The 12,725-nt window shown below is 69.0% G+C and carries 9 protein-coding genes; 4 read left to right on the forward strand and 5 right to left on the reverse strand.

Going from position 1 to position 12,725, the window contains the following annotated elements; all coding sequences use genetic code 11:
- Positions 1 to 77: 77 nt before the first annotated feature.
- The 3 genes from MRBLWH10_RS14230 to MRBLWH10_RS14240 form a co-directional block, all read right to left on the reverse strand.
- Positions 78 to 362, reverse strand: a complete 285-nt coding sequence (locus MRBLWH10_RS14230; protein WP_341940396.1) for a hypothetical protein — start codon at positions 360 to 362, stop codon at positions 78 to 80.
- A gap of 233 nt (positions 363 to 595) precedes the next feature.
- The gene (locus MRBLWH10_RS14235) at positions 596 to 1,552 is read right to left on the reverse strand and encodes an intradiol ring-cleavage dioxygenase (protein ID WP_341940397.1); all 957 of its coding nucleotides are present in this window, start codon (positions 1,550 to 1,552) and stop codon (positions 596 to 598) included.
- 90 nt (positions 1,553 to 1,642) lie between these two features.
- Positions 1,643 to 2,770 (reverse strand): low temperature requirement protein A, encoded by a 1,128-nt coding sequence (locus MRBLWH10_RS14240; RefSeq protein ID WP_341940398.1) that lies wholly within the window; start codon positions 2,768 to 2,770, stop codon positions 1,643 to 1,645.
- Between the two features lie 353 nt (positions 2,771 to 3,123).
- On the opposite strand from MRBLWH10_RS14240, the gene MRBLWH10_RS14245 reads away from it, so the two are divergent.
- The 4 genes from MRBLWH10_RS14245 to MRBLWH10_RS14260 are packed head-to-tail and all read left to right on the forward strand — an operon-like array spanning position 3,124 to position 7,973.
- Positions 3,124 to 4,656: a sugar transferase gene (locus MRBLWH10_RS14245; RefSeq protein ID WP_341940399.1), complete on the forward strand. Its 1,533-nt coding sequence runs from the start codon at positions 3,124 to 3,126 to the stop codon at positions 4,654 to 4,656.
- 5 nt (positions 4,657 to 4,661) lie between these two features.
- Positions 4,662 to 5,828, forward strand: a complete 1,167-nt coding sequence (locus MRBLWH10_RS14250; RefSeq protein ID WP_341940400.1) for a DUF1972 domain-containing protein — start codon at positions 4,662 to 4,664, stop codon at positions 5,826 to 5,828.
- On the forward strand, positions 5,825 to 6,955 hold the full coding sequence (locus tag MRBLWH10_RS14255) for a glycosyltransferase (protein WP_341940401.1): 1,131 nt from the start codon (positions 5,825 to 5,827) through the stop codon (positions 6,953 to 6,955). Before MRBLWH10_RS14250 ends, MRBLWH10_RS14255 begins: the two co-directional genes overlap by 4 nt.
- A gap of 4 nt (positions 6,956 to 6,959) precedes the next feature.
- Positions 6,960 to 7,973 (forward strand): acyltransferase, encoded by a 1,014-nt coding sequence (locus MRBLWH10_RS14260; protein WP_341940402.1) that lies wholly within the window; start codon positions 6,960 to 6,962, stop codon positions 7,971 to 7,973.
- A gap of 22 nt (positions 7,974 to 7,995) precedes the next feature.
- On the opposite strand, the gene MRBLWH10_RS14265 is transcribed toward MRBLWH10_RS14260, so the two are convergent.
- The gene (locus tag MRBLWH10_RS14265) at positions 7,996 to 11,196 is read right to left on the reverse strand and encodes a right-handed parallel beta-helix repeat-containing protein (protein ID WP_341940403.1); all 3,201 of its coding nucleotides are present in this window, start codon (positions 11,194 to 11,196) and stop codon (positions 7,996 to 7,998) included.
- Positions 11,197 to 11,275: 79 nt separating this feature from the next.
- Positions 11,276 to 12,649, reverse strand: coding sequence for a polysaccharide biosynthesis tyrosine autokinase (locus MRBLWH10_RS14270; protein WP_341940404.1), 1,374 nt, complete (start codon positions 12,647 to 12,649; stop codon positions 11,276 to 11,278).
- Between the last annotated feature and the right edge of the window lie 76 nt (positions 12,650 to 12,725).

Here is a 12,725-nt window from a genome sequence, read left to right on the forward strand (position 1 = left end):
AGCTATGGAAGCCAAGGGCGGATGCCGATCGCTAACCTCAGGCTAGACCTGTCCGCATACGCCGAACGGCATACGATTCAGGCCCTGGCGCGCCGCGGACGGCGCGGCAGCGCGCGAGGAAGGCTCAGGGGAAACGTCGGCGCGCGATGCGCCGACTCCTGAGCCTCCTCCAGCGCCAGGAACGCGTCGTCGAGGGTCGTGAAGGATCCGATCTCGGTGCCGCGGTTGTCGCGGACGAGATGGGCGGTGCCGTCGAACTCGACGAAGCCGGCGAACTCGCCGTCACGCGTCGCGACGTGCACATCATCGTCGGCCTGCTTCCAGGTCAACGGGTCGAACGGAGGAAAGGTGGTGTTGCTCATGGTGGTGCTCATTGCTTTGTGGCGGGCGCGCAGGCGCACCGCAGATTTCGTGAGATCGAGGGCAGACTGCGCACGCGTCGATGCATGCGGTCCGTAATGGCCCTGATCAATGGCGACGTGTCGGCCGAGAGGGGCGAATCACACACGTTGCATCTTTACTATAGCAGATCGGTTCTCGCGCCGCTCAGCCCCCGACGGAGCACATCGCCGGGAGTCACTCTCGTCGCGGGTTCTCAGTGCGCGGGAGGCGTGCCGCCGGCTCCCCCACCCCCGGACGGCGCAGAGCCCGCCGTCGGCGCCGTCGTGGTGTCGACGCGGACGACGAGGGTCGCCGTGTACCCGTTCGACACATCTCCCGTCACGGTGGCCAGCTGCGAGGCGCCCGAGTCGTCTCCGAACACGTTGTCGCTCGCGAGAGTGACCTGTGCGAGGTTCTGCGCCGATCCGTCGTAGGCGGACTCCCGGTAGACCTCGGTGCTCGACGACACGGGCATCGCCATCTGCGAGGTCGCGATGGCGTTCGCGGAGTCGTCGATCGAGCCGACATCGGGGTAGACCTCGAAGTGGATGTGCGGCCAGCGTCCCGAGTAGCAGCCGGGGTAGATGGACGTGAAGGAGACCTTCCCGTCGGCATCCGCCACCTGCACGCCGCGCAGGTACGTGACGTCCTCGAGTCCTTCCGAGTACATCGAGTACTCGCCCTGCGCCGTGCAGTGCCAGGCGTAGACCGCGACGCCCTCGAAGGGCTTGTCCCCGTTCGCCATGTCGAGCACCTGGAACTCGAACGTCAGCGGAACGCCCTCCGCGGCGGCCGAACCGTCGATCGAGGTCCTGATGTCCTGCCGCACGATGCCGGACTCCTCCAGAACATCGGGCCCGTTCGAGCCGTCGCCGGGGTACGGCCCCGCCGTCTCGTCGGGGATCTCCCCACTCGATGTCCCGGTCGTCGCCGAGTCGCCTCCGGTCCCGGTCGTCGCGGTGGTCGAGCTCGACACGGCCGGGGCGCATGCCGCGAGCACGACCGCGCCCACGCCGATCCCTGCGAGGCCGAGCACGCCGCGACGGCTGATCAGGGTGCGGATGTCGAACGGCGCCCCCTGATCGACGACCTCCTCATCCGGGTGATCGAGCAGGCGCCCTTCGTAGGCGGGGCCGTTCGGGGTCGATGTCGGCTCGGGGATGCGGCTCATGATCTGGCTCCTCTCGTGCGCACGGCTGGTGTGCTGTCACCAGGTTCGCGGAGGAGTCGAGCAGGACCCTTTGCCTCTTCTCTGCGGAATCTATGAACGCGCGACGGGAGGCCGGAGCACGAGGGTGACCACGATCCCCACCATGACGACGGCGGTGATGGCGACCGACGTGGGGAGCACCGCGTCGATCAGCACCAGCGCGGCGCCGATCGGGACGACCGTGTTGACGACACGATCGGCGTTATCGCGGATGGCGACCCACCACACGCCGAGCAGGAAGACCGCGATCGGGATGGACACCGTGAGCGAGGCGGCGATCGCCGACAGGTGACTCTCGTGGGTGAGCACGCCGAGCTGCACCTCGATACCCGCCGAGAACGCCGCAGCCGCAGCGAAGACGAAGTAGTGGGTGTACCCGTACCGCAGCGAGCTCCGGAACGTCGTGATGGCACGGTGGTGAGGCGGCCAGAAATAGATCCACCACAGGGATGCCGTCACCACGAGCGTCAGCACCGAGATGCCGATCAGCGGCCCGAGGGCGTCGACCTCGTCGATCGCCGTGATGATCGCGTTCGCGGAGGCGAGCAGGCTCTCGCCGAGCACGATGAGGGTGAACAGTCCGTAGCGCTCGGTGATGTGGTGCGGGTGCCACGGCGTCTGATAGCGAAACTCGGCGAACACGGGTACGCAGATCTCGATGAGGGCGAACACGATGAAGGCGATGAGCTGCAGCGGTCCACTCGGGATGAGCAGGAAGAGGATCCAGAGGACCTGCACCGCCCCGATCCCCACCGCGTACCGGACGGTGGCGGCGCGCAGCGGCCCCTCGCTCGAGCGGCTGGCGCGCAGCCACTGCGCGATCATCGCGAACCGCATCACGATGTAGCCGATCACGGGCACGGTGAAGTTGCCGGCGAAGGCCTGCGGGATGCCGGCGGCCAGGATCAGCACGCCGCCCATCTGGACGATCGTCGTGACGCGGTACAGCCAATCGTCGGTGTCGAACGAGGTGGCGAACCACGTGAAGTTCATCCACGCCCACCAGATCGCGAAGAACACCATCGCGTAGGAGGTGATGCCGTGCGCGAACTCGCCGTGGGCGAGCGCGTGGTGCAGCTCTGCGGAGGCCCTGCTCACGGCGACGACGAACACGAGATCGAAGAAGAGCTCCAGCGAGCTGGCGGCGCGATGCGGCTGGGCCGGGTCTCGCGGGAGCATCCTACTGAGGCGGAATCGCGGTGCGGAGGTGGCGGTCACCGGGTCAGAATAGCGGGCCGAATTCGCACCACAGCGCGTGTTCTGGAATATCGGTTCATCCACTCGTGTGAAATACCTTCCCTCCGCCACCTCCATCCGCTAGAGTGATGTGGTCTGCAGTTCCTGCTGCATGCGAACCCGTGTGGGACGGCGTTCGCGAATCGTGACGTGGGGTCACGATGATCCAGCAGGCCCGAGGGGTCGGGTTGCAGACGCAATGCCGCGAGCGTGGGGTTCGTGGTCTGGGGAACTACTGGGGAAACTATGTCGCACTGGGGATTTCTGCGTACATTCAAGGCTCACGAGGCCTCGGCATGACGTCCGTCGAAGATGCTGTGAGCATCACTCGCACGGGTTCCGTCTTCCTGCCGGTCGCCGCTCCGCGGGCCACCAAGGCGGTCTCACGCACGGTGGTCACACCGCGCGCGTCCGCCACACTCGAGCGACGCCGCCAGTGGGAGCGTCGCTACCGGATGCGACTGCGGATCACGGATGCGGCTGTCATCCTGTTCGCGGTCGGTGTCACAGCAGCGATCCAGCTGATGACCGGTGCCGCGGGGGAAGAGGCCCTGCGTGACGGCATCCTTCTGGGTACGCTCTGGTACCTGACGCTCAGCGTGCTGCACACTCGGGATGCAGCCCTGTTCCGCGCCAGCGCCACCGAGTACCGCGGCGTCGCGAACGCCAGCGGTCTCGCATTCGGGATCATCGCGATGATCGGCGTGCTGCTCGCGTGGCAGCACATGCAGCTCGTCCTGCTCGTCGGACTTCCGGTCGGGCTGCTCGCGCTGCTGATCACGCGCTGGGCGTGGCGCCACTGGCTGGTCGCGCAGCGCGTGCACGGCCGGTTCGCCTCGCGCACACTGGTCGTCGGCAACAGGGACGACGTCGAGTACGTCGTGCGCACCCTGCACCCGATCGGCGCCTCCGGCTACCAGGTCGTCGGCGCCACGCTCCTCGACGGCAACGCGCGCGACGTCGAGGTCGACGGGACCCTGTTCCCCGTGCTCGGCAACGTGAACTCGGTCGCGACCGTGGCCGCAGAGCTCGGGGCCGACACGATCATCGTGGCGAGCCGTCCCGACGGAGACCCCGAGTTCGTCAAGCAGTTGAGCTGGCAGCTGGAGGGCACGGCCTCAGAGCTCGTGCTCTCCAGCCGCCTGACGGACGTCGCGGGCCCCCGCATCTCCTTCGCCCCCGTCGAGGGGCTGCCCCTGATCCAGGTGCAGATCCCGAGCTACGAGGGCGGCCGCCACGTGCTCAAGCGCGCTCTCGACGTCACGGTCGCGACTCTCGCACTGATCCCGATCGGGCTCGTGTCTCTCGTGCTCGTGCCGCTGATCAAGCTCGACTCTCCCGGACCCGCGCTGTTCTTCCAGGAGCGCGTCGGCCGCGACGGCCGTCGCTTCAAGATCGTGAAGTTCCGCTCCATGAAGACGGATGCCGAGCAGCAGCTCGCCGCCCTCAAGGCGCAGAACGAAGGCGCCGGTCTCCTCTTCAAGATGAAGGACGACCCCCGGGTCACCCGCGTCGGCAAGATCCTGCGCAAGCTGTCGCTCGACGAGCTTCCGCAGTTCTGGAACGTGCTCGTCGGCGACATGAGCGTCGTCGGCCCGCGTCCCCCGCTGCCCAGCGAGGTCACCGCGTACGACGGCACGGTCTTCCGCCGCCTCTACATCAAGCCCGGCATCACCGGCCTCTGGCAGGTCTCCGGACGCAGCGACCTGTCGTGGGACGAGAGCGTCCGCCTCGACCTGCGCTACGTCGAGAACTGGTCCGTGATGAACGACCTGCAGATCATGTGGCGCACCGCCAAGGTCATGGTGCAGCCGAGCGGGGCATACTGAGACGCATGAGCAAGGGGAACGCCCTCACCATTGCGATGGTGGGGACACGAGGTGTGCCCGCAGCATACGGCGGATTCGAGACCGCGGTCGAGGAGGTCGGCAGACGACTCGCCGACCGCGGCCACGACGTCGTCGTGTACACGCGCGGTTCGGAGAGCCGTGAGAAGGAGTATCTCGGGATGCGGGTGGTTCACCTCCCCGCCGTCCCGGTGAAGCAGGTCGAGACGCTCAGCCACACCGGGCTGTCGACGCTGCACCTGATGTTCCGACGCAGGCCCGATGCCGCGTTCGTCTTCAACGCGGCGAACTCGCCGTTCCTCCCCTTCCTGCGGCTGCGTCGCGTGCCGACCGCGCTGCACATGGACGGGCTGGAGTGGCGGCGCTCGAAGTGGGGGCCGCGCGGCAAGGCGTACTACCGGTGGGCCGAGCAGTTCGGCGTCCGCAAGGGCGACGCTCTCATCGCCGACGCCCCGGGCATCGCCGACTACTACGCTCACCAGTTCCAGGTCCCGACGGAGATGATCCGCTACGGGGCGCCGATCCTCGACGAGGTCGCCGAGGGGCGCGTCGAGGAGCTGGGTCTGAAGCCCGGGGGCTATCACCTCATCGTGGCGCGCTTCGAGCCCGAGAACCACGTGCTCGAGATCGTCGAGGGCTACCGCCGCAGCACCGCGACGCTTCCGCTCGTCGTCGTCGGCTCCGCGCCGTACAGCAGCGAGTACACGCAGAGGATCCAGCAGGCCGCGGCGGGCGATGATCGCATCCGCCTGGTCGGCGGCGTGTACGACCAGGAGCTGCTCGACGCCCTCTACTTCCACGCTCTCACCTACGACCACGGCCACTCGGTCGGAGGCACGAACCCCTCCCTGCTGCGCGCCATGGGCGCCGGCACCGCGGTCATCGCCTTCGACGTGCCCTTCAACCGCGAGGTCCTCGACGGAGACGGGTGGTTCTTCTCCACCCCGGCCGACGCCGCGGCCGCCTTCGAAGAGGCCGAAGCCGACATGCAGGCCACGCGCGAGTCCGGCGAGCGCGCCAAGGAGCGGGCTCGGGTCGCGTTCCGCTGGGACGACGTCGCCGACGCCTACGAAGACCTCGCGCGCAGGATCGCGGCAGGGCAGAGCGTGCACCGCGTCGCGCGGCGAGCACGCCGTCGGGCGGAGGAATGGTGACCGCGAAGAAGACCGTGCTCGTCGCCCACCCCGGCGCCGAGATGTTCGGCTCCGATCGGATGCTCCTCGAGAGCGTGATCGGGTTCGTCGAGTCGGGAACGCGTGTCGTCGTCGCCCTGCCCAGCCGTGGGCTTCTCGACGTCGCGCTCCGCGAGGCGGGCGCCGAGGTGGTCATCATCCCCATGCTCGTGCTGCGCAAGGTCCTGCTCACACCCAAGGGGCTCCCGCGACTGTTCCGCGACATGTTCCGCGGGCTCGGTGCGGCGTGGCGGCTCATCGGGAGCATCCGCCCCGACGCCGTCTACGTCTCGACCATCATCATCCCGCAGTGGCCGATCATCGCGCGGCTGCGTCGCACCCGCTCCGTGAGTCACGTGCACGAGGCGGAGGCGTCGGGCAACCGCATCGTGAACGCGCTGCTGTACCTGCCGCACCTGGCCTCTCAGCGCACACTCGTCAACAGCCGTTTCAGCCTCGACACCATCCGACAGGCGCTTCCTGCCCTCGCCCGGCGTGCAGCGGTCGTCTACAACGGAGTGAGCTCCCCCGACGATCCCACCCCGGCGCGAAAGACGGTCGACGGGGCGCTGCGCGTCCTCTACGTCGGACGTCTCTCGCCGCGCAAGGGCCCCGACCTCATCGTGGATGCGGCGTCGGTGCTCCGCTCTCGGGGCGTCGACGCCTCCGTCACCCTGCTCGGAGCCGTCTTCGACGGATACGAGTGGTACGAGCAGCAGCTGCGCGAGCAGGCCGAGAGCACGGGAGTCGATGTGGACTTCGCGGGCTTCCATCCCGATGTGTGGCCGTTCCTCGCCGACGCCGACGTGCTCATCGTGCCCTCGCGCGTCGACGAGCCCTTCGGCAACACGGCAGTCGAGGGCATCCTCGCGCTGCGTCCGGTGATCGCCAGCGACAGCAGCGGCCTTCGCGAAGCGGCCGGCGGGTATCCGACCGCGCAGCTCGTCGTCCCCGACGACGCCGGGGCGATCGCCGACGCGCTGGTCCGCGTCCGCGACGAGTGGGAGCGGATGGTGGACGAGACGCCGGAGTCCCGCGCGGAGGCACTGCGCCGCCACGCACCGGCGATCTACCGCTCCGCCGTCGCCGACGCCGTCATCGCCGACTGAGCCGATGACGTCGCAGCCGCAGACTCGCGAGTCGACCCGCGTCCGCATCGGCTGGATGGATGCCGTGCGAGGCACCGCCATCCTCCTGCTGCTGATCTGGCACGCCAGCGCCGTCCCGGTGCTCTACGGCCAGGAGATGCCCGAGCTCGTCCGCACGGTGAACGAGTTCTTCCTCCCGTACCGGATGCCGACCCTCATGTTCCTGTCGGGGATGCTCCTGCCGCGATCGATCAGCAAGCCCGCGGGGAAGTACTTCGCCGGGAAGTTCGCGATGGTCCTGTGGCCCTACCTGGTCTGGGTCACGATCGCCATGGTGACGTTCCTCGACGAGGGCGCGCCGTGGTGGCACTGGCGCGCCTGGTACGCCACCTCGTACCTGTGGTTCCTGTTCTTCATCGCCGTCTACTACCTGGCGGCCCCGGCGCTGCGTCGCCTGCCTGCGTGGGCGCCGGTGGCGGTCGCCGCCGTGGCGGGCCTCCTCCTGCCCCAGGGCAGCACCGAGCAGCGGCTGGCCTACTTCGCGGTCTTCTTCTTCGCCGGCAACTGGCTCGCACAGCATCCCGATGCGCTGAAGCTCGTCACGCATCGCTGGGCGGCCCTGATCGCGGCGGTGCCCGTCGTGCTCTTCGGAGTGGCCTCGTGCATCTGGCCCGAGCAGCTGCAGTACGCCGTCTGGGGCGCACCCGCCAGCATCGCGGGCACGGTGCTGCTGGCGGCGATCTTCTCGCACCTCACCCGCGGCGGGGAGGGCGTGCGCCTGCTGCAGTTCCTCGGACGCTCCTCGATCATCTACTACGTCAGCCACTTCCCGGTCATGGCGATCCTGTCGATCTGGCTGGCCGGATCGATCGACGGGATGCTGCTCGCGCTGATCAACCTCGTCGCCGCCGCCGCGATCGGCACGGTGCTCGCCGTCTTCAAGAAGCGGGTCCCGATCCGCTGGCTGTTCGAGGACCCACGACCGCTCCGTCACGCGATCGAGCGGCTGATCACCAGGATCAGCCGCTCGACACGTTGAGTTCGGCGCGGAGCGCCCGGGGTCAGCGCGGCTGAGCCCCGAGCAGCTTCGCCCCCGACGGCAGGCGCGTCTCCGCGGCGATCGCCGTGGGGATCGTCTGCGCGATCGACGAGACCGCCGGCGCCGCGGCGGCCAATGCGGCCGGCGCCGCAGGGACCACCAGCTGATACTCGTCGTCGACGACGGATCCTCCTTCGACGAGCATCGAGTGCGTGTCCTGCCCGGTGGCCGTGCTGAACGCCTTCAGCGTGTTGGTCACCGCGGGATCGCCCGCGGATCCCCGCGACCAGATGCCGAACCACACCGGGGCGGTGACGGCGGGTCGGGAGTAGAGGTTGCCGTCGCTGCGGGCCACGAGCTGACCTCCGGTGAACTCCTTCGAACGGTCCTCGACGCAGATCAGGCAGTTGCCTCCGGCATCCCCCACCACGTTGTTGACGATCACGGTGTTGCGTGTGATCCACGGCACCGTCGGGTCGGGGTTCGGCTGCCGCGGGTCGTGACCCGCGGCGCTCGTGTCGGATGCGCGACGCTTGTCCTGGATGATCGCGATGTTGCGCTGATTGCCGACCGCGGTGTTGTTCCAGATCTGGACGTTGCCGGTGTCGATGATGTAGATGCCGTTCAACGCGTTGTCGGACACGATGTTGTCGGCGATGACCGCCTTCTCCGAGAGCTCGAACACCAGCCCGTTGCCGGTGTTGCCCACGACGTCGTTGCCCGTGAAGGTGATGTCGTAGACGGACTCGTCGAACCAGGGTCCCTGACCGAGGTTGTCGAGGAACGCGCTGTCCTTCACCTCGATGTCACGGGACCTCGTGACTTTGAACGCTCCCGACACCGGCGCCCGGTTGAACTGCTGAGCGTTGTTCCCCACCGACAGCAGGTGGTTCACCCGCAGCCCGTCGGCGGTCGATGCGCCCGCACCGAGCAGACCGTTGCCGAGCACGGAGACGCGGGTGAAGGTCGATCGCGGAGACCAGGTGTAGAGGCCGGTGGTCGAGTTGTCGCGGATCGTGACATCAGAGACCGTGACATCAGCGGCGGCGATGACGACTGTTCCCATCTGGGGCACGCTGGTCGCATAGCGCCTGACGCCGATGCCGCGGAGGACCGTTCCCGCCGAGCGGATCGACAGCGCCTGCGTCAGAGTGCTGGCCTCGACGGGCTTGCCCGACGGGTCCGTTCCCATGACCAGCTGCGAGCTGGTCTTGTCGACGTAGAACGTGCCGGCCTTCACCTGCGCACGCGTCGCGACCTCGGTGAGCTGCACCCCGCCGACCCAGAGCTGGTCGGGATGCGCGGCCATCGGGTACTGCGGGTTCACGAACTGCCACCCCGCCGACGTGCCGTCCGGAGCGCCCTTGGTGTAGGTCGGGCTCGCGTCGAGCCTGACGGTCCAGCCGTCCTTGACCCAGACGCCGCCCTCGGCACGCCAGCCGGTCACGGCCTCGGCGCCGTCGAGCCAGACCTCGTCACCCGGGGCCGGCTGGATCGTCACGCGCTTCTGCGGCGGGACGAGCACCTCTTCGTGGTACGAGCCCTTGTGCACGACGATCGTGCCGCCGCTGGGCACCTTGCGCAGCGCCGCGGTGATGGTCTGCATGGGCTGTGACGCCGTGCCGCTGTTGGTGTCGGACCCTGTGCGGGCCACGTGCACCGCGGTCGCTGGCGCGGAGAAGGAGAAGGATCCGGGTGCTGCCGCACCGGCGTCGCCGCGCGGGAAGGGCCCGTCGGGGTTCGGGTTCGTCGGAACCTCGGGCTCTGTGGGCTCCGTCGGCTCGGTGGGCTGCTCGGTACCGGCCTTGGCCGCGCGCACGGCGATGGACTCGATCGCGACCTGCGGAGTGCTGCCGCCGCTCGCCGAGTACAGCGCGATGCCGATGCGGCCGCCGTCCTTGACGCGCGCTGCCGAGGCGTCCGTCGCCGACACGTTCCACGCTGCGGGTTCGGCACCGGCCACCGGCCATGCCTTGCCCGAGAGGGTGACGGTCGCGGTGCCGGTCGCCTGGAAGGCGATCCGCAGCTCATCGCCGGCCGCCACCTTGCCCTCGAGTCGGGAGGACGCGAGCACCTCGGCGCTGACGAGCTTCTGCAGCCGGACCAGCTGCAGCTCGGAGCTTCCGTCGGGCATCACGCGCAGGCGGACGGCGTAGGAGGAGTCGCCCACGACGCGGTTCGCCACGCTCAGGTAGATTCCCGAGCCCGCGGTCGGCAGGGCGCGGATGCCGATGTCGGCGGTGACGCGAGAGTCGGCGGCGACCGCGGCCGCAAGGGTCGCGGTGGACGAACGCCCCGCCGCAGGGCTGGAGATGACTCCGGCATCGCCGTCGACGCTGAGGACGGCCGCGCCGGACGCGGTCCACGCCCCGCCCAGATCAGCCGAGCCCCATCCGGTGCCGTTCGTGCGATCGAACTGGTCGCAGGCGAGGTCGCCGTCGGCGCAGCCCTTGCTCGTGCCCGTGTCGGGGAGGGTGCCAGGGGTCGCCGTGACGTCCTGGATCAGGACGGGCGCCACCGCGCCCCCGGTGGAGGCGTACTCGCTCCACGCGAGTCCGCCCGCAGCGGTGATGCGGGTCGCCGAGGAGTCGGACGCCTTCACCTGCCAGTCGGGGCGGGTCTCCCCCGTGGCCCAGGCGCGCGCCTGAAGCTGGACGGGGTTCGTGCCGACGGCGACGACCTCGACCGAGAAGCCGCTGCCCACCGCGTCGCCCAGGGCGATCGTCTTGCCCGACAGCACGGACGCCGTGAAACCGGAGAACGACACGAGCTCGAGCTCGGTGCGCCCGTCGCCGAGAAGGCGCAGCCGGGCCGCATACGAGCGATCGCCGGAGTCGCGCACGTGGGTGCTCAGGTACACGCCGCTCGACGCGGGGAGCTCCGGCACGGATGCCGTCGTCACCAGGTCGACGTCGGCGGCGGTCGTCGCGTTCCAGCGGACCATCCCGGTGCGCCCGGCCGCCGGGGCCGCCAGTGAGGCCGCTCCCTCGGACACGCTCGTGACGGAGGAGGCGGATGCCGTGTAGGCGCCGCCCGCGGGTGCGGAGCCCCAGCCGGAGGCCGAGGTGCGGTCCATGGTGTCGGTGAGGATCGTCCCCGTCGTCGCCGCGTCAGCGCGGGACGTGCCCGTCAGCATCGCGGCGAGCGCGGTGATGACGACGAGGAAGGCGAGGATGCCGTGCGATGCACGCGCACGACGGAGTCTGGATGGGATGGAAGTCACGTATGAACCGTTCTGTATGCAACAAGACACACCCGTCGCTAACGAAAGATGCCCCCATCCGCAGAACAGGGTAGCAGGACTAGCTTGAAGACTTCTCCTGCGCGTAATACGTGGTGCGGCTGCGCGGGAGGCGCACCTTGTTCAGGACGATGCCGATGATGGGCGCGCCCGACCCCTCGAGCGTGCGGATCGTCGCCGCCAGCTGGGGCCTGCTGGTCTTCGACGCGTCGACCACGATGACGACGCCGTCCACGAGAGGCGCGACGAGGTTCGTGTCGGCCACCGTGAGCGCCGGCGGGGAGTCGATCACCACGACGTCGTGCCCCTCGCTGGCGGCGCCGAGGACCTCGGCGAACGCGTGGGAGGTGAGCACGGATGCCGAGTTCGGGGGCACCTCGCCGGAGAGCAGCAGATCGGGTCCGCCCTCGCGCCACGGGATCACCGCGTCGCTGAGCTCGGCGGAGCCGAGGACGACCGATGTGAGCCCGACGGCGGCGTCGAGCCCGAAGATCTCGCCGATGCGCGGGCGCCGGAGATCGGCGTCGATCAGCAGGGTGTTCTCACCGAGATCGGCGAGGGTGAGGGCGAGGTTCGCCGAGAAGGTCGACTTGCCCTCGGCGGGGGACGCCGACGTGATCAGGAGTCGACGCGACTGCCCGTCGATGTTGGCGAACGCCAGCGACGCCTGCACCCGCCGGAAGTCCTCCGCGATGTGGCTGCGCGGCTCGCGCACCACGATCAGCCCGGCATCCGTCCCCCGCTTGGTGCGGGTGATCGAGCCGAGGTAGGGCAGGTCCGTCACACGGGCGAGCGCCGCCTCGTTGCGCACGCGGGTGTCGGCGATCGTCGCGATGAAGGCGACGAGGATGCCGAGGACGAGACCGAGGACGGCGGCGAGGCCGGCATCCTTGCTCTTGTTGGGCAGCGACTGGAACTGCGGGACCACCGCCTCGTCGATGACGGACGGGATGATCGTCGGCTTCTGATCGACGCCCTTGGCCACGATCGTCTTCACCGCGCTGGACAGCTCCTCGGAGATCGCGTTGGCGATGTCCGTCGCGCGCTGGGCGCCGGTCGAGGTCACCTGCACGCTGAGGATCGTGGTGTCCTGCGGGATCGTGATCGCGATGCTGCGGACGAGCTCCTTGGGCGTGATGTCGAGCCCGAGCTCGTCGATGACGGGGGCGAGCACGCGCGACGACGTCGCGAGCTGCGCGAAGGAGAGCATCTGCGACTGGGTGTAGGTCGAGCCCTGGTTGAGATCGGTGCCCGTCGTGCCCTGGTTCATCGCGAAGTACAGCGTCGCCGTCGACTGGTACTGCGGCGTCGTCGTCGCCGAGATGCCGTACCCGACGGCTCCCCCGATGATGGCCATGCCGATGATGACGTACCAGAACTTGCGAATCGCAGACCATGCGCTGGCGAGCGACCAACCCGTCGCGTCAGCTTTCATCCGTGCCCCTCCAGTGCCGGCAAGCGTCGCCTCCCCATGTGACGACGTCGCCGAGCGAACGCGGCGCGTTCTCATG

Source organism: Microbacterium sp. LWH10-1.2, assembly GCF_038397765.1.
Classification (GTDB): Bacteria; Actinomycetota; Actinomycetes; order Actinomycetales; family Microbacteriaceae; genus Microbacterium; species Microbacterium natoriense.

Coding starts and splice junctions, on each gene's coding strand:
- MRBLWH10_RS14230 (WP_341940396.1), bottom strand. CDS start 362: ATGAGCAACACCACCTTTCCTCCGTTCGACCCGTTGACCTGGAAGCAG.
- MRBLWH10_RS14235 (WP_341940397.1), bottom strand. CDS start 1,552: ATGAGCCGCATCCCCGAGCCGACATCGACCCCGAACGGCCCCGCCTAC.
- MRBLWH10_RS14240 (WP_341940398.1), bottom strand. CDS start 2,770: ATGCTCCCGCGAGACCCGGCCCAGCCGCATCGCGCCGCCAGCTCGCTG.
- MRBLWH10_RS14245 (WP_341940399.1), top strand. CDS start 3,124: ATGACGTCCGTCGAAGATGCTGTGAGCATCACTCGCACGGGTTCCGTC.
- MRBLWH10_RS14250 (WP_341940400.1), top strand. CDS start 4,662: ATGAGCAAGGGGAACGCCCTCACCATTGCGATGGTGGGGACACGAGGT.
- MRBLWH10_RS14260 (WP_341940402.1), top strand. CDS start 6,960: ATGACGTCGCAGCCGCAGACTCGCGAGTCGACCCGCGTCCGCATCGGC.
- MRBLWH10_RS14270 (WP_341940404.1), bottom strand. CDS start 12,649: ATGAAAGCTGACGCGACGGGTTGGTCGCTCGCCAGCGCATGGTCTGCG.